General features: G+C 72.8%; 15 protein-coding genes. 8 read left to right on the plus strand and 7 right to left on the minus strand.

The features are described from left to right. From AAHZ94_RS11930 to AAHZ94_RS11940, 3 genes are all read left to right on the plus strand, one after another. Positions 1-1,865 (plus strand): S9 family peptidase (locus tag AAHZ94_RS11930; RefSeq protein WP_349992807.1); only part of this gene is annotated, 1,865 nt, incomplete at its 5' end. A gap of 74 nt (positions 1,866-1,939) precedes the next feature. Next, positions 1,940-2,365 carry a Rieske (2Fe-2S) protein gene (locus tag AAHZ94_RS11935; protein ID WP_349992808.1) on the plus strand — a complete coding sequence of 142 codons (426 nt, stop codon included), beginning with the start codon at positions 1,940-1,942 and terminating at the stop codon, positions 2,363-2,365. Between the two features lie 154 nt (positions 2,366-2,519). Next, complete coding sequence (locus AAHZ94_RS11940) at positions 2,520-3,074, plus strand: DUF1707 SHOCT-like domain-containing protein (protein ID WP_349992809.1); 555 nt, start codon at positions 2,520-2,522, stop codon at positions 3,072-3,074. Between the two features lie 157 nt (positions 3,075-3,231). Here the strand turns inward: AAHZ94_RS11940 and AAHZ94_RS11945 are convergent, their stop codons facing one another. After that, a complete protein-coding gene (locus tag AAHZ94_RS11945; protein WP_349992810.1) occupies positions 3,232-4,152 on the minus strand; it encodes a LysR family transcriptional regulator in 921 nt (306 codons plus the stop codon). Between the two features lie 74 nt (positions 4,153-4,226). Here AAHZ94_RS11945 and AAHZ94_RS11950 point away from each other — a divergent pair, with 74 nt between their 5' ends. Then, positions 4,227-5,366, plus strand: coding sequence for a DMT family transporter (locus AAHZ94_RS11950; protein WP_349992811.1), 1,140 nt, complete (start codon positions 4,227-4,229; stop codon positions 5,364-5,366). On the opposite strand, the gene AAHZ94_RS11955 is transcribed toward AAHZ94_RS11950, so the two are convergent. Beyond that, complete coding sequence (locus AAHZ94_RS11955; protein WP_349992812.1) at positions 5,357-6,688, minus strand: aminotransferase class I/II-fold pyridoxal phosphate-dependent enzyme; 1,332 nt, start codon at positions 6,686-6,688, stop codon at positions 5,357-5,359. The genes AAHZ94_RS11950 and AAHZ94_RS11955 overlap by 10 nt on opposite strands. 35 nt (positions 6,689-6,723) lie before the next feature. Between AAHZ94_RS11955 and AAHZ94_RS11960 the strand changes: the two genes are divergently transcribed. Beyond that, positions 6,724-7,518: a pyridoxamine 5'-phosphate oxidase family protein gene (locus tag AAHZ94_RS11960; RefSeq protein WP_349992813.1), complete on the plus strand. Its 795-nt coding sequence runs from the start codon at positions 6,724-6,726 to the stop codon at positions 7,516-7,518. A 374-nt stretch (positions 7,519-7,892) separates the two neighbouring features. On the opposite strand, the gene AAHZ94_RS11965 is transcribed toward AAHZ94_RS11960, so the two are convergent. From AAHZ94_RS11965 to AAHZ94_RS11980, 4 genes are all read right to left on the minus strand, one after another. Continuing rightward, positions 7,893-8,849, minus strand: coding sequence for a DMT family transporter (locus AAHZ94_RS11965; RefSeq protein WP_349992814.1), 957 nt, complete (start codon positions 8,847-8,849; stop codon positions 7,893-7,895). 171 nt (positions 8,850-9,020) lie between these two features. Next, on the minus strand, positions 9,021-10,103 hold the full coding sequence (locus AAHZ94_RS11970; RefSeq protein WP_349992815.1) for an EamA family transporter: 1,083 nt from the start codon (positions 10,101-10,103) through the stop codon (positions 9,021-9,023). 21 nt (positions 10,104-10,124) lie between these two features. After that, the gene (locus AAHZ94_RS11975; protein ID WP_349992816.1) at positions 10,125-10,664 is read right to left on the minus strand and encodes a peptidase; all 540 of its coding nucleotides are present in this window, start codon (positions 10,662-10,664) and stop codon (positions 10,125-10,127) included. A 708-nt stretch (positions 10,665-11,372) separates the two neighbouring features. Beyond that, entirely contained in the window at positions 11,373-11,960 is a 588-nt protein-coding gene (locus tag AAHZ94_RS11980) for a PadR family transcriptional regulator (RefSeq protein ID WP_349992817.1), read from the minus strand. Positions 11,961-12,275: 315 nt separating this feature from the next. Between AAHZ94_RS11980 and AAHZ94_RS11985 the strand changes: the two genes are divergently transcribed. From AAHZ94_RS11985 to AAHZ94_RS11995, 3 genes are all read left to right on the plus strand, one after another. After that, positions 12,276-13,139, plus strand: a complete 864-nt coding sequence (locus tag AAHZ94_RS11985; protein ID WP_349992818.1) for a phosphotransferase — start codon at positions 12,276-12,278, stop codon at positions 13,137-13,139. 429 nt (positions 13,140-13,568) lie between these two features. Continuing rightward, positions 13,569-14,291 (plus strand): dienelactone hydrolase family protein, encoded by a 723-nt coding sequence (locus tag AAHZ94_RS11990; protein ID WP_349992819.1) that lies wholly within the window; start codon positions 13,569-13,571, stop codon positions 14,289-14,291. Positions 14,292-14,598: 307 nt separating this feature from the next. Continuing rightward, a complete protein-coding gene (locus tag AAHZ94_RS11995; RefSeq protein WP_349992820.1) occupies positions 14,599-15,507 on the plus strand; it encodes a PhzF family phenazine biosynthesis protein in 909 nt (302 codons plus the stop codon). Here AAHZ94_RS11995 and AAHZ94_RS12000 read toward each other — a convergent pair. Further along, positions 15,485-16,285, minus strand: a complete 801-nt coding sequence (locus AAHZ94_RS12000; RefSeq protein ID WP_349992821.1) for a CPBP family intramembrane glutamic endopeptidase — start codon at positions 16,283-16,285, stop codon at positions 15,485-15,487. The genes AAHZ94_RS11995 and AAHZ94_RS12000 overlap by 23 nt on opposite strands. Positions 16,286-16,527 lie beyond the last annotated feature (242 nt).

Below are 16,527 nucleotides of genomic sequence, written 5' to 3' on the forward strand. Positions count from 1 at the left end.
CCCCCGGCCCCCCCCCCGCGGCCCGCGCGGGGGGGGGGCCCGCGGGGGGCCCCCGCCCGGGGGGGGTGGGCCCCCCCCCCCCCCCGCGGGGGGGGGCCCCCCCCCCCCCCCCCCCGGCTGGCATCGCCACTGCCGGCGATCGAGGTCAGGGTGCGGGCGGGGACCGGCTGTTGCTCGCGCCCGAGGGCCCCGAGGTCAGCTACGGGCTCGCCGAACACGTGGCCGCCGAGTCGATGGACCGCAGCCGCGGCTTCTGGTGGTCGCCGGACGGCCGGGCCGTCCTGGCCGCACGCGTGGACGTCACCCCGGTGCGCCGCCTGTTCATCGGCGACGCGGCCCACCCACAACGGCCGCCCCGCGCGATCCGCTACCCGTCGGCCGGCACACCCAACGCCGACGTCTCGCTGCACGTCGTCACCCTGGACGGACGCCGCACCGAGGTGTGCTGGGACCGCTCGGCCTTCGAATACCTGGTCACCGCAGGCTGGGAAGGCGCAGACACCGCCCCCGAGGCCGACGCCACATCGCCGGCCGACCCGCATCCCGCCCCGCCGCGCGCGACCGCGGCCCGCGTCGTCCTCACCGTGCAGAGCCGTGACCAGCGCACGATGCGGGTACTGACGGCCGATCCCGCCACCGGCCTGACCCACACCCTGCACGAGCGGCAGGACCCGGCCTGGGTGCAGATCGTGCCCGGCTTGCCGGCCCGTACCGCAGCCGGCACCCGCGTCTGGCCGTGGGAGACGCCCGAGACCCGGGGCCTGCGCTTCGTACCCGCCGACGACGGGGCAGCCGGCGCGTCGGACGGCCGCCCGGCACAGACGCCCGCGGGGCTCCAGATCGATGCGGTGCTCGGCGTCGACGGCGAGCGGGTGCTGTTCGCCGCGAGCAGCGAGCCGACCGAACGCCATGTGTGGTCCTATGCCCCGGGCGATGGCCTGCGACGGCTGAGTGAGACGCCCGGCGTGCACGACGCGGTGTGCGGCGGCGGCACCGTCGTACTCGACAGCCGCACGCCCGACGGCGACACCGTCACCGTGCTGCGCGGCACGGCCGTGGTGGGTGAGATCGCCTCACGTGCCGAGCGTCCCGTGCTCATTCCGCGTCCCACCCTGTTGCGCCTCGGCCCGCGGGCTCTGCGCAGCGCGCTGTACCTGCCCTCCTGGCACACCCCGGAGCACGGCAGGCTGCCGGTGCTGCTCGACCCGTACGGTGGTCCCGGCATGCGCGTCGTACGCCGCTGTCGTGCCTGGTGGACATGCGTGTCGCAGTGGTTCGCCGAGCAGGGGTTCGCCGTGCTGGTCACCGATGGCCGGGGCACCCCGGGACGCGGCCCCGGCTGGGAGAAGACGATCCACCGCGACGTGCTCACCTCCGTGCTCGACGACCAGGTCGACGCCCTGCACGCGGCGGCGGCCGGCCACCCCCAGTTGGACCTGGACCGGGTGGCGATCCGGGGCTGGTCCTACGGCGGGTTTCTGGCAGCCGCCGCCGTACTGCACCGCCCCGAGGTCTTCCACGCCGCCATCGCCGGCGCCGCCCCGGCCGACCAGCGGCTCTACGACACGCACTGGAAGGAACGGTTCCTGGGTCACCCGGACGAGGACCCTGCGGCGTACGACCGCGCTTCCCTGGTGGGCCACGGGCACCTGTTGCGGCGCCCGCTGCTGCTGGTCCACGGGCTCGCCGACGACAACGTGCTGGTCGCCCACACACTGCGCCTGTCGGCGGAACTGTTGTCCGCCGGACGGCCACACACGGTGCTGCCGCTCCCGGAAGCCACCCACCTTCCGGTGGACAATGCGGTCACCGAACACCTTCTGCGGTTCCAGGTCGACTTCCTCCGCCGCTCGCTCGGCGACTGACCCTCGGCGACCGGCTCCGGACGTCGGTGTCCGCAGGCAACCCCCGGCCACGACACCCAGCCAGGAGCAGCGCCATGGCACGACCCACGACAACCGCGCACCAGCCGTCCCGCCGCACCCTGGTCATGGCCGTGGGTGTGGCGGGCCTGGCCGCCACCCTCGCCGCCTGCGGCGACTCCGGCGACGACGCGGGTGATGACACCTCGTCGGGCCCGCACGCCCTCGGCCGCACGGCGGACGTCCCGGAAGGCGGCGGCGTCATCTTCACGAAGCAGCGGGTCGTGGTCACCCAGCCGGCGGCCGGCGACTACAAGGCGTTCTCCGCCATCTGCACACACAACGGCTGTCCCGTCGCGAGCGTGTCCGGCGGCACCATCAACTGCGACTGCCACGGCAGCAAGTTCGACATCGCCGACGGCAGCGTGCGCAAGGGCCCGGCGACCCGCCCCCTGAAGGCCGCCAAGGTCACCATCGCGAAGGGCACCATCACGCTGCGCTGACCTGCCCCTTCCCCGACTGTTCCGATGCCCCGGGGGACGCCAAGGGACGCGCCTCCACCCGCCCGTCACGCCCGGCCCCGGCTGCTTCCACTTTCCTTGCCTGCCAAAGGTGTTGGCGCTGCCCGACCCGCCGCTGCGGCATTAGAGTGACACGGTGACCTCTCCGCAGCACGATCAGTCGCCGTCGGCCCGATCCCCGCTCCGCAACGAGGACCGCGAGGCCGCCGTGCAGCGACTGCAAGAGGCGTACGCCGACGACCGCATCTCGCACGAGGAGCTGGACCAGCGCCTGGACCAGGTGCTCACGGCCACGACGCCGGACGCGTTGGCGACGGCCGTGCGCGACCTGCCGCCGGAGCGTCCGGGCACCACATCGACGATCGCGGCGGCCAGCGGCCGGATCAAGCGCAGCGGTCCCTGGCAGGTGCCGCGGCACCTCAAGGTCGAGTCGGCGTTCGGAAAGGTCCGCCTCAACCTCGCCCGGGCGGTCATCACGTACCCGGTCGTCGACATCGAGTTGGTGCTCGGCACCGGTGGCGCCAAGATCACGGTGCCGCGCGACGCGACCGTGGACACCGAGGGGCTGACCGCGGGGTGGAAGACCATCCGGTACGAGCCCCGCTCGCCCGTCCGCGCCGACGGCCCCACGATCCGCTTCTCCGGCGCCCTGGGATTCGGCCGCCTCACGATCCGCCACGCACGCCGCTGAGCAACCCACCCGCGACGCCCCTGCACCACCTGCCGCGTCCCGGCCGAGCTTCACCGAGCATCCCGCGCACCCCCGCGTACCGCTCCCCACACCCCACTCCCACCCGACGCCCCCCGGCCGGCGCCTCACAGCCCACGCGCTGCCCGCGCCGGCCCGACTACGCGGCGTCCTCGGCCGCCCGATGCTCGGCTGCGGACGCCCGCAAGGCGTCCAGCGCCGCCCGGATCGACGGCCGGCGGTCGGCGTCGGCCCGCCAGATGGCGTAGATGTGCCGGCGCATGGTGTGCCGCACGGGCACCACCCGCACCCCGTCCGGAATCGGGCCCCGCCCCAGCCGCGGGGCCACCGCCACGCCGAGCCCCGCCGCGATCAGGGCGAGTTGGGTGTGGTGCTCCTCGGCCATGTGACAGATACGGGGCTCGATGCCCGCACCCCGCAGGGTGAGCATCAGCCAGTCGTGGCAGAACTCGCCCTTGGGCCAGGAGACCCACTCGTCGTCCGCGAACTCCTCCAACTCCACCTGGTCGCGGTCCGCCAGCGGATGGCCGGCCGGCATCGCCACATCGGCGGGGTCGTCCAACAGCGCCGCCTTCACCAACCCGTCGGGCATGGGCAGCGGCTTGTTGTACCAATCGAGCACCACCGCCAGGTCGAGGTCGCCGCGCATCACCGCAGGAACCGCCTCGTCCGGCTCCAACTCCTCAAGTTTTGCCCGCAGTTGAGGATGCTCAGCACGCAGCCGTACGAGCGCTGCGGGGAGCAGGCCGCGCGCGGCGGTCGGGAACGCGCCCAGCGACAGCTCACCCACCGCCTGACCGCGCTGCGCCTCCAGATCGGCCTGGGCCAGTTCGACCTGCGACAGGATGCGCGAGGCGTGGTCGGCGAGCAGCCGGCCGGCATCCGTCAGCCGCACCCCCCGGCCGTTCTTGGCCAGGAGTTGCTGCCCGGTCTCCCGTTCCAACTTCGCCAACTGTTGGGACACCGCGGACGTGGTCACGTGCAGCCCGTCGGCGGCGGCACTCACCGAACCGTGGCGAGCAACGGCTTGCAGCGTCCGCAGACGATCGAGGTTCAACACGTAAGCAATGCTACGCGATGACCGCCACAAAAACTCGATTGTCCTAATCCGTCCGGCCGGCCATGGTGATACCCATGCGCACACCCCCCGCCCCACGAGCCACCCCGGGCTCCCCGCTCACCACACCCGCTGCCCCACTCCCCCGCCCGACCCAGATCACCCCGCCATCGGAGGCCGCGACCGCTACGGCCGGCGAGACACCAGCCACCGGCGGCGGCCCCACCGGCGACAACGAGACCGACTCCCCCGCCGCGCCGGAGAGTGCGGACGCCCCGGCGACAGGCCACCGGCGGCACCGGCTCTTCGACTGGCGCATACGATTCGCCGCGCTGTCCCTGATCTGGGGGTTCAGCTTCCTGTTCATCAAGGTCGGCACGGACGGCTTCGCCCCGCTCTACGTCACCTTCGGGCGGCTGCTATTCGGCACGCTCGTCCTGCTGGCGGTACTGGTCGTCAAGCGCGACCGGCTGCCGCGCGGAGCCCGCCTGTGGGGCCATCTCACGGTGGCGTCCTTCCTGCTCAACGCCTTCCCGTTCTCCCTCTTCGCCTATTCGGAACTGCACATCTCGTCCACCCTGGCGGGCATCTGCAACGCCACCACCCCGCTCTGGGGCATGACGCTCTCCCTCGTCGCACTGTCCGAGGACCGCCCCACCCGCCGCCGCCTGGCCGGGCTCGGGCTGGGGTTCGTCGGCGTACTCATCGTGCTCGGCGCCTGGCAGGGCTTCTCCGGCCAGGACCCGACCGGCACCGCGATGGCACTGGTCGCCTCGTTCAGCTACGCGGTCGGCTGGATCTACGTACGACGCACCCTGGCGGACGCCCCCCACTCGAACATCTCCATGGCCGGCGGCCAGTTGCTGCTCGGCACGGTGCAACTCGGCCTGGTCGCCCCCTTCTTCGCCGCCACCCCCGATGCGCTGCCCGTGCTCCCCCTGCTGTCCGTCCTGGCCCTGGGCACCCTGGGGACCGGGCTCGCCTTCGTGGTCCAGTACGGGCTGGTCGCGGAGATCGGGCCCACGACGGCGACGCTCGTCACCTACTTCATTCCGGTCGTCGCGACGGCGGCCGGCGTACTGGTCCTGGGCGAGGGCCTGACGTGGAACACCCCGGTCGGCGCGCTGATCGTCCTTGCCGGAGCCGCCCTCACCCAGCGCGGCCCCCGCAAGCCAGCCGCCGCGCGAGCGCCCGCTCCGGCGCCCGATCAGCCGTAGCGCCCCGGCGACGCCGGGCGGATGGCGGATGCGATGGCGTCCGCGACCGCATCGACCTCTTCGACCCCGATGCCGGACACGGTCAGCCGGACACCGGGTGGTGAGGCCATGCGGAAGCGGGCCCCGGGGGCGACGGCCCACCCGGCGCGCTGCAACCGGGAGACCGCGACGGTCTCATCGGGGACCGGCACCCACACGTTCATGCCGCTGCGCCCGAACGCCTCGATCCCCCGCTCGGCCAGTGCCGCCCTGAGCGCGTCGCGCCGCTCGGCGTAGGAGGCCGCGACCCGCTCCGGGCGCACGGCCTCCGTCTCCCAGAGGTGGCGCACGGTGTCCTGCAACAGGTGGCTGACCCAGCCGGGCCCGAGGCGTAGCCGCCCACCCACCCGATCCACCGTGGTCGGGTCCCCGGTGAGCACGGCCAACCGCAGGTCAGGCCCGTACGCCTTGGCCGTGGAGCGGACCAGCACCCAGCGGTCGGTCGCCCCCGCGAGGGTGTGGAGCGGCAGGTCGACGATGCCGTGTCCGTGGTCGTCCTCGATCAGCAGCAGCTCGGGGCTTTCGGCGAGCAGAGTGCGCAGTTCGCGGCAGCGGTCGGCGCTCACCGCCGCCCCCGTCGGGTTCTGCGCACGGCTGGTCACCACCAGCGCCCTGGCCCCGCGCCGCACCGCCCGCTCCACCGCGGCGGGCAGCGGCCCCTCGTCGTCCAGCGCCACCGGCTCCGGCCGCAGCCCGAGCGCCGGGATCAGGTCGAGCAGGCCACCCCAGCCGGGGTCCTCGACCGCCACCACGTCCCCCGGTCGCAGATGCGCGGCGAGCACCCGCTCAACGCCGTCGAGCGCTCCGGAGACGACGGCGATCGGCCCCTTGGGGACCCCGTCGGCGGCGAGCTGCGCCTGCGCCAGCCGGGCCAGCGGCGCCGACACCAGCGGGGCGCCGTAGAACATCGACTGCTGCTCGTACTGCACGCTCACCGCCGCCAGCGCGGCGCGGAACGAGGGCAGCAGGGCGGGGTCCGGATTGCCCGTCGCCAGGTCACGCACCCCCTCGGGCACGTCGACGCCGATCGCCTCCCGCGAGGTGGTCGCCGGCCGGGGGCGCACCCGGCTGCCCCGCCGCCCGGCCGTCTCGATGACGCCGCGATCGCGCAGCGAGCGGTAGGCCGCCGCCACCGTATTCGGATTGACACCGAGCTCGACCGCCAACTCCCGCATAGGAGGCAGTAGTTCACCAGGCGCGAGCCCGCCCGAGCTTACGGCCCGTTCCACACTGGCGGCAATTTCTACGGCACGCCGCCCCTCGATCCGATACTCTCCTAGCACAATGACGAGTATGCACTAATACAAAGGAGAAGGCAATGGCTGCCGACGATTCCGCCGCCCCCGCTGGCACCCACGCTGCCACGCCGGGCCCCGCCCGGCCTGCCACCACGGACGCCCCCACCGGTGCGTACGGGCCGACCGACCGGACCGTGACCTCCCGGGACCGCGACCGGGCCGCCTATGACAGCGCGTTGGTGCACTCGCTGCTCGACCAGTCCTTCGTCTGCCATCTGGGCTTCGTACGCGACGGGGCGCCGGTCGTACTGCCCACGCTCTACGCGCGCGTAGGCGAGCGCCTCTACGTCCATGGTTCCACCGGCTCACGCCCGCTGCGCATGGCCGCGGGGGCCGGGGCGGATTCCGCGGCGCACGGGTCCCCCGGGGCGGACGAGGCAGCCGAGCCGGCACAGCCGGGGCTCGCCGTGTGTGTGACGGTGACGCATGTGGACGGCGTGGTGCTGGCCCGTTCGGCCTTCCACCACTCCATCAACTACCGCTCGGTCGTGGTGCACGGGGTGGCCCAGCAGGTCACCGACCCGGCCGAGCGCACCGCCGCCCTCGATGCCCTGGTCAACCATGTGATGCCCGGCCGTGCCGCCGACTGCCGCCCCGCGAACGCCAAGGAGTTGGCCGCCACGGCCGTACTCCGCATCGACCTCGCGGAGGCGTCGGCGAAGTGGCGGGTGGGTGGCCCGAACGACGAGCCGGAGGACCTGGGGCTGCCGCACTGGGCCGGCGTCCTCCCCGTGACCTCCGGTTTCGGCACACCGGAACCGTCGGACGACCTAGCGGCTGACATACCGGTCCCCGACTACGTCACAAACCGCTGACCGCTGGGCCGCCGCAGCAGCGCCCTCGCGGCAACCCGGCCGCGCGGCCGGTCGGCGACCGAAGGGTGTGCCGGCCGGGCCCGCCCGGTCGAAGGGTGTGCCATCCGGGCCCACCGGCCAAAGGGTGTGCCGGCCAGCACCCGGCTCGCCGGCACAACCGCCGCACGACGGGTCGCCACCCACAACTCCCCGGCGGCGGGACGCATCGCGATGCAGCGCAGCACGAAGCAACCCCACACGACGCAGCGCGACTCCGACGGCAGACGGCCCATTGTCGGAGCGCACCGAGCACCGCACACCATCGCTGGCGCGCGGGCGCCGGGCCGGCCCGCTGACCCGCGGGGCCAGCAGGCCGGCCGGTCAGACGGGCCGCATCACCCCCCGGTGCCGGGATTGGCGCGCGTCTCCGCGAAGGCGAGGGCCGCCACGGCGCACAGCAGCACGGCCGTACCGACCAGGGTCGCGGCCGTCAGCCGTTCGTCCAGGAGCGCCACGGCGATGGCCGCGGCCGTGACCGGTTCGATCAGTGTGAGGACCGAGACCGTGGTGGCGCGTACGACGGCGAGGCCGGTGAAGTACAGGCCGTACGCGAGCGCCGTCGGTACGGAGGCGATGTAGACGAGCAGCCCCAGCGTCTGCCCCCACTGCTCGGCCCTCGGCAACACCCCTTCCGCCAGCGCGAACGGCAACAGGCAGCCGGCGCACACCGCGAACGAGGTGACCGTGGTGAGGTAGGGGTCGACGGCGTCGCCGCCCCGCCCGAGATAGCGGGTGTAGACGGTGATGGTGGCGTAGCCGGCGGCCGAGAGCAGGGCGAGCCCGATGCCGGCCGGCCGGACCTCGCCGGTGCCCTCGCTGCCGAAGATCAGCACGCTCAGTCCGGCCAACGCCCCGACGACGGCGAACACGCCGCCCCGTCCGAGGTGTTCGCCGACGGTGACCCGCCCGGCCAGGGCGACCATGACGGGGGCCGCCCCCAGCGTGACGACGGTGGCGACCGCAAGGCCGGTGGCGTCGACGGCCTGGAAGTAGGCGGCTTGGAAGACGGTCAGCCCCAGGCCGGTGACGACGATGCGGAGCGTACGGTCGCGGCGCGAGGAGCGGGGCCGCACCGGACGGGTGGCCGGCCCGCGCCGGCGCAGCAGCAGTACCGGGAGCATCAGGGCGAGGCCGCCCAGGGTGCGCCAGAAGGTCAGCGCGAGCGGGCCGAGCCCGCTGGTCTCGAAGAGCAGTGAGGCCGCCGCTCCTGCGGTGCCCCAGGTGGTGGCAGCAAAGGTGACATAGGCGAGTCCGCGGCCTACGGGCAGCGCGGAGTGCACAGGGGTGAGCACGAAGGGTTCTCCCACGGAAGACAGCTCAGATCGGCTGTGGTCGGTTGCGTCATCCGTCTGCGGGCAGCGTCAACCAGTCCGAGGGCTCGCCTCGAACGCGGATCTTCCGGTGGGAGCCGCCCGCCCTAGCGGGCAGGAGGCGGCAGCACAGTCATCGGCACGTTCATCACACTAAGCGGTGGGAGAATCGCCGGACAACTCCGTACCGGCCCCTGCTCCGGCCCCCGTCCCCTCGCCCGTCCGCCCCGGGCCCGTACCACGGTGGCCACCGGCGACCGGTACGTCGGAGTGACCGGCGCGGTCGTGGGTGGCGGACGGCGCGCCGGCGACCGTCACCTGTGGCGTACGGCGCGGGGCGGCGGTCTGCGCGATGAACGCCCCGACCAGCACGACACACCCACCGACCACCTGCGGCACACCCAACTCCTCGGCCAGCAGGACCCAGGCGAGTACGGTCGCGACGACGGCTTCGAGGAACGCGACGACGCCGGCGACCTGCGGGGAGAGGTGCCGTACGGCGAGTACGCCGGTGACGTAGGCGGTCACCGTCGCCACCAGGATCACCCATGCCAGCAGCAGCACGGCCGGCAGCCGCGCCCCCGCCATCTCGGCGCGGCCCCCGAGCACCGCCCAGTCCATGCCCCAGGGGCGGGCGATGACGGTGAGGACGAGCGTGCCGACCACCATCCCGAAGGCGACCACGCCCAGCGGGTCTGCGGGTTCCGCGTCGTCAGCGCCCTGGTCGGCAAGGAGGAAGTAACCGACCTGGCAGCAGGCGGCGCCGAGGCCGAGCAGCAACCCGACGGCGTCGAAGGTGAGCCCGGCCCACAGTTCGACCACGGAGGCCAGGCCGCCGACGGCCAGCGCGACGCCGATCGCGGCGGCGCGGCTCACCGGGCGCCGCTGGACGAACCGCACCCAGCCGAGCAGCAGCGCCGGCCCCAGGTATTCGATGAGCAGCGCGACGCCCACCGGGATGCGGGAGATGGCGGCGAAGTAGCAGGCTTGCACGCCGGCGACGGCCAACAGGCCGAACCCGGCGAGCAGGCCCGGCCGTCGGACCACCAGCAAGCGGTGGCGCCAGGCGATGGGCAAGAGCAGTACGGCCGCGCCCGCCGCACGCAGCCAGGTGACGTGGAGCGGGTCGAGTCCGGCTTCGATGAGCGGCTTGGCACCCACGCCGGAGCTGCCGAAGGTCAGGGCCGAGGCCAGGGCGAGTCCGAGGCCGGTGTTCTTGGTCGACGACGCGCGCATCGGCACATCATGGCAGCCGACTCAGGCCATGTCAGGACCGTTTTCCAGGTTACTCCTGGCAGCCTCGGTGGCGCGGCGCGCGAACTCCGTGGCCAGTCGCAGGGCCAGGCTCTCCAGGTCCACGCCGGCTCCGTGCAGGACCTCGACGGCCCGACACGCGCGGTCGTCGGTCAGCGCGACGAAGAGGTCGAAGCCCTGCGCGAGTGCGGCCCCGCGGACCGCGGCGCGGCCGTTCGCCCGCACCACGGCCGCCTCGACGGCGGGCGACCAGTGAGCCGGCCCCTGACGCGCCACTGGCACGGCACCGGAATCCTCCACGGTGCCGTGCCAGCTCATGCCGTACCCGATGGTGCGCTGTGCCAGATAGCTGAGCACCCGCGCGACTTGGGTCCGGCCGCCGTCGAAGTGGGCCGCCACGTCAGGCACCGACTCCAGTACGGCGTGTAAGACGTGCGCGGTATCGACTTGTCGATCGGCATCACGGTGTGCGCGACGGCGCGCGGCGGCAATCACCGAGGTCAACTCGTCGCTCAGGAGGATCGGCGGCTGATCGGCGTCCACGGTCGCGGCTTGGGCACCACCCGAACCGGCCGCGCGAAAACGACCGCCGGGCCCACCCGGGCCGTTCGGTGCGGCCGGTCCTGCCTGGCCGGGAAGGGGGATACGACTTTGCACCCTCTCACCACATCAGCCCCAGTGGCCCGAAGCATCCCCGCAGGGAAGCATTTGCCCATCCAACGCTGGTTGGGCACCCAACGCCACCGCCTCCTCCCTACGGAGGAGATCCACCCCGATTTCCCACCCGCCCCCAGCGCGCCTGCTACCGGCATGCCGCAGGCAGCCCCTTGCGGTACGCCTCCCGGACGCGGGGCAGCACGCGCCGACACACCCGCCCGACACACCCATCGCCGTACGAACGGACGCCACCCGCCCGCCCGCTCGCATCAGCCAGCCAGCCAGCCAGCCAGCCAGCCAGCGTACGAGCAAAAGCCATCTGTTGCGGCTGCTCCCGGGTTGGTAGGTCTCCCAGGGTTACTCCCGGGCCGGGAGCTCCACTGGAGTTGCTCCCGGCCCGGAAGTGGGTTGGTTCCAAGGCCAGCCACCTCCGGCCAGCCGCATACGCCCCTACCCACGCCCTTCCCACGACTCACCCATCGCCACCGCACGCGCAAGCCACACACAAGCCACACGACCAACCCGGCCACGGCGGCCACCACCGCCCGGAGCACTCACGGCGCCTCGCCGGAAGCAGCCAACCGTGGCAGCGGGTCAGTCTTCCTCGGCGAGGATCAGGTACAGCTTCTTGCGCGTCTCACCGATGACGGCCAGCGCCTTGGCCCGCTGCTCCTTGGTACCCGTCTTCCACACCTGGGCCAGCGCCTCCATCACACCGACGCCCGCCTGCCTGATCTCCTGGACGGTCTCCCAGTCGACGCCGCGCCCCGCATCCTCCCACGGCGCCTGCGACCCCGCCTCGGCTTCGGCACGCCCCTCGTCGGTCAGCGTGAACAGCTTCTTGCCGCCCTCGCTGACGCTACTGATCAGCCCCTCGTCCTCCAGCAGTTGGAGAGTCGGATAGACGGAGCCCGGGCTGGGCCGCCAGGCCCCACCGCTGCGCTCGCTGATCTCCTGGATCATCTCGTACCCGTGCATCGGCCGGTCGCGCAGCAGCGCCAGGATCGACGCCCGTACGTCACCACGCCGCGCCCTCCCACGCGGCCCACCACGCCCCCGCCCCCCGAACGGCGGCCCCCCAAAGGGCGGCCCAAACGCCCCGAAGGCAGCCCGACGCTCCACACCCTCGCCCCCGTCACCCCAGCCGGGCCCACAGTGGCCGCGCCCGTGTCCGTACCTCATGGTCGTACTCCTTCTGTCGTGTGCAGCGATCACTTCCTTGCCGCGACCATCAGCAACGTCGCATCGTTGATCGATCGCGATACGTCAACGATATATCGGAACCGATCGCCCGACAAGGCCCACGGAGGGGCTCTTGTTGTCGGTCCCACACCACACCGAACGCACGGCGTCCTCACCGAAGGCCGGGCCAGGACCCTTCCTCGCTCGCCGGAAGCGAAAGGGTGGAGCGCGACTGGCTCATATCCAGCCCCAGCAACCGGCACCTGACCACACCGGTCCAGCACCGCCCCCACTCACCCATGCCAAGCTTCACCAGTGGATACCGCCGACCTCACACGTGCCATCGCGGCTGCGGCGTCGATCGCCGCATCGCTCGATCTGCCAACTGACGGCGCAGTCGTTCTCCACGACTCGAACAGGCTCACGCTGCGGCTGACGCCGTGCGGCGTGCTGGCCCGGGTCGCCCCGATGGGGCAGGCCGCGCAGTTCGAAGTCGACCTCGCTCAACGGCTGGCCGAGGCCGGCTGCCCGGTGGGCACCGTGGAGCCTCGGGTGGGGCCGCGCGCGTACCACCACGATGGCTTCGCAGTGACGTTGTGGACCTACTACGAACCCGTCACACCCCATGTCCCACCAGCCGATTACGCCAAGGCGCTGGCGCAACTGCACGCCGGCATGCGCAGGGTCGCCGTGGCGAGCCCACGGTTCACTGACCGGATCGCAGAGGCGCAAGAAATAGTCGCCGACTCGGACCGCTCGCCCGAACTCACCGAAGCGGACCGCGCGTTCCTCAGCAGCACACTGGACTGCCTGCGCCGGACCATCGAGGGCCGCGGCGCAGCGGAGCAACTGCTGCACGGTGAGCCGCATCCGGGCAATGTGCTCAGCACGGCGGGCGGCCCGTTGTTCATCGACCTTGAGACGTACTGCCGTGGGCCGGTCGAGTTCGATCTCGCTCATGTTGCGGAGGCGGTCTGCGAGCACTATCCGGACGTAGATCGGGACCTGTTGGACGCGTGCCGACAACTCGTCCTCGCGATGGTCGCAGCATGGCGTTGGGACCGTGACGACCGCTTTCCCAGCGGCAGACGATTCGGGGAAGGACTTCTTCGCCTGCTACGAGGCGGACCACCCTGGCCGACGCTCGACGTGGTGACCAGCCGACTGGGCAGTCGGTAGACGTCGCTGGGGGCGCCATGCCGTGTTGCCCGGTCGTCGTCGGGTTCACCCGGCCCAACACACCCTGGCGGTCATTGCCTGTGCCGTGGAAGCCCCCATGTCGTACTCACCAACCCAACCACCGTCCCCCTCACCCACACACCCGAAGCGAGCCCATCGCGCGTTGACCACACCCCCGCACCACACCTGCCCGCCCCGCCACCGACCGCCCACCGCCCACCGCCCACCGCCAGCCGACCAGCCCGGCGGACGCCAAAAAACTCCGTCGACCGACCGCCCCGTGCCCTGTTAGCCTGCCGGCGGCCGTGCAAGAGACCCAGGAGGTGGTACCCGTGAACGCTATATCGACATGGGTGCTCCCCTGCGGGGTCACGGTCGGGCGGTAGGTCGTCCGGGAGCGCCATATCTGAGCTCCCGAAAGGCACGACCATGCACTTCGCTTCCGAACAGCGCCTCGACGACGGCGTTCTTGAGCGCACCTTCACCCTTGGCGAGATACCCGGCACCCTGTGGACGCCGCCGTCCGCCACCCCCGTACCGCTGGTCCTGATGGCCCACAACAACGGTCTGCCCAAGTCGCAGCCCAGGCTCGTGGCCCGGGCCCGGTACACCGCGGCGGCCGGTTACGCGGTGGCCAGCATCGACGCCGCCGGATGTGGCGATCGGCCCCGTACCGCCGCGGACACCCAGGCGCGCGCCGCATTGCGCCGGGCGGTGGCGGCCGGCGAGCCGGCTGACGAGGTCTTCGAGGCCGTCGTCGGCCCGCTGGTCGAACGGGCGGTCCCGGACTGGCGGACCACCCTGGACGCACTCCTCGGGCTGCCCGAGATCGGCGGCCCGGTCGGATACTCGGGGTGGACCGCCGTCGGCATCCACCTCGCGGTGACCGAGCCCCGCATCGCCGCCGCCGGCCTCTTCGCCGGCGGTTACGTGCCCCGCGCCCAGCGCGCGGAGGCCCGGCAGGTCACCGTCCCGCTGCTGCTCCTGCTCCAGTGGGACGACGAAGGGAACCCCAGGCAACGGGCGCTGGACCTGTTCGACGCCTTCGGCACCCGGGAGAAGACCCTGCACGCCAACCTGGGCGGGCACACCGGTACCCCGTGGTTCGAGTTGGAGGACGGCACCCGCTTCTTCGACCGGCACCTGAAGTAACAGTCCGCACCTCACGTAGCTGGCCGGCACCTCAAGTGGAGAGCCAGCGCCTGAGGTGAGAGGCCGCTGAAGTGAAGGGCCGGCAGGCCAGTAACCCGCCGCAGGCGATGCCGGCCGGGTCACCGCTGACGGGGCGGCCCGGCCGGCGTCGACGGCGGTGGCCGGCGGGCGGACGGCCGCCCCGATCGGGTCAGTACCGGGCATCGGCGGTACGGACCCATCGGGGCGGCACACCCTGCCCACCCGCGCGGCGCCGACCGCGGTGTGCGACGTACGCGACCGTCCGGGGGCGGCCTAGAGTCGGCCCATGCGCATACGAATCGTCGACGCCTTCACCGACCGCCCCTTCGCCGGCAACCCCGCGGCAGTGGTGCTGCTCCCCGCCGGGCCCTTCCCCGACGACGCCTGGCTGGCGCAGGTCGCCGCGGAGGTCAACCTGTCGGAGACCGCCTTCGCCCATCCGCTGCCCGACGACCCGGACGCCGACTGGGCACTGCGCTGGTTCACCCCCACCACCGAGGTGGCGATGTGCGGTCACGCCACGCTGGCCACCGCACACGTGCTGCACACCACCGGGACGGCCAGCGGCACCGTCAGGTTCGCCACCCGCAGCGGGGTGCTGACGGCTGCGCTGCCCACCGGCGCGGCGCAGGCCCCCGGCCCGGCCACCACGACCGCCACGGCGCCCGCAACCGCAACCGCAACCGGCGGCATCATCACGCTGGACTTCCCGACCGCCCCGCTGACCGCGACCACTCCCCCGCCCAGCCTGCCGGCCGCGCTCGGCGCCCCCGTGCTGGCCTGCTACGACACCGGTCCGAACGTCGGTGACCTGCTGGTGGAACTCGCCACCGAAGCCGCCGTGCGCACGCTGGCCCCCGATCTGCCCGCCGTCGCGGGGCTCCCGGTGCGCGGGGTGATCGTGACCGCGGCGGCCGAGCGCGCCGACGCCGATTACGACTTCGTCTCGCGCTTCTTCGGCCCCGCCTCCGGCATCGACGAGGACCCGGTGACCGGCAGTGCCCACACCGCCCTGGCCCCGCTGTGGTCACCGCGGCTGGGCCGCACCGAGCTGACGGGGCTTCAGGTTTCGGCACGCACCGGCCGGGTGCGGACCCTGCTGCGCGGCGCCCGTACGCTCCTCGAAGGCACGGCCGTCACCGTGATCGACGGTGAACTCCACGCCACCGCGGTCACTGCTCCGGCAGCCAACTGACCTCGCCCTCCAGGAGCCCGTAACCGCCAAAGGCCACGATGTCGATCAGGGCGTGCGCGGCGACCAGCGGCCCGACCCGGCCCCAGCGCCGATAGAGCCATACGAAGATCACGCCCATCACCAGGTTGCCGAAGAACCCGCCGATGCCCTGGTAGAGGTGGTACGAGCCGCGCAGTACGGCGCTGGCGGCGAGGGCCGCCAGCGGGCCCCACTCCAACTGGCCGAGCCGCCGCAGCAGATAACCCACCACGATCACCTCCTCGACCACCGCGTTCTGCACGGCGGAGGCGATGAGCACCGGATACTTCCACCACACGTCCGGCAGCGACTCGGGCACCACGGTCAGGTTGGCCCCGGCGGCGCGGGCGCCGATGTAGAGGAGGAGGCCCGAGCCGCCGATGCCCGCCGCGACCAGGGTCCCCCAGCCCAGGTCGGAGCGGGGTGCCCGCAGGTCGAAGCCGATCGCCCGCAGGCCGGACCCCTCGCGCAGCAGCAGGTGGGCGACGAGGGCGACCGGGACCAGGGCGGTGGAGATCCCGAAGAGCTGCCAGGCCAGGTCGAGCCAGGGCCGGCCGGGCGCGGCGGACGAGTTGAGGTTGGCTGTCTGATTGCTGAGCCCGCCTGGTTCGGTGGCCGAGCCGATGAAGTCGATCAGCGCGGACACCCCGCTGGCGCCCAGCGACAGCGCGAGCACCAGCACCGTTTCGAAGCCGAGGGTGCGCCGCGACAGGCCGCCCCCCGGCGCGGGGTCGACCACCTCGCGGGCCTGCGAGCGCACCACCGTCTAGCCTCCAAGATCTCCACCTGCTGAAGCCGGTACGAGGGGGCGCACACCAGCGGCGCCCCTTCCCACCTGGTCCCCTTCGGGAGGTCTTAGCTTGCCTGACGTGACCGGCGCGGACGACACAGGGGCCCATGGCACTCCGTGGCCCCCCCCACCGGGGGGGGGGGCCCGGGCCCCGCCCCCGGGGGGTTTAAAAAAAGTAAGGCGGCGGCGCGAAGGCGTGTGGTGGGTGGGGG

It is taken from the genome of Streptomyces sp. HSW2009, from assembly GCF_040240285.1.
In the GTDB taxonomy this organism is placed as follows: domain Bacteria; phylum Actinomycetota; class Actinomycetes; order Streptomycetales; family Streptomycetaceae; genus Streptomyces.

Coding starts and splice junctions, on each gene's coding strand:
- AAHZ94_RS11990 (WP_349992819.1), top strand. CDS start 13,569: ATGCACTTCGCTTCCGAACAGCGCCTCGACGACGGCGTTCTTGAGCGC.
- AAHZ94_RS11970 (WP_349992815.1), bottom strand. CDS start 10,103: ATGCGCGCGTCGTCGACCAAGAACACCGGCCTCGGACTCGCCCTGGCC.
- AAHZ94_RS11960 (WP_349992813.1), top strand. CDS start 6,724: ATGGCTGCCGACGATTCCGCCGCCCCCGCTGGCACCCACGCTGCCACG.
- AAHZ94_RS11995 (WP_349992820.1), top strand. CDS start 14,599: ATGCGCATACGAATCGTCGACGCCTTCACCGACCGCCCCTTCGCCGGC.
- AAHZ94_RS11950 (WP_349992811.1), top strand. CDS start 4,227: ATGCGCACACCCCCCGCCCCACGAGCCACCCCGGGCTCCCCGCTCACC.
- AAHZ94_RS11935 (WP_349992808.1), top strand. CDS start 1,940: ATGGCACGACCCACGACAACCGCGCACCAGCCGTCCCGCCGCACCCTG.
- AAHZ94_RS11980 (WP_349992817.1), bottom strand. CDS start 11,960: ATGAGGTACGGACACGGGCGCGGCCACTGTGGGCCCGGCTGGGGTGAC.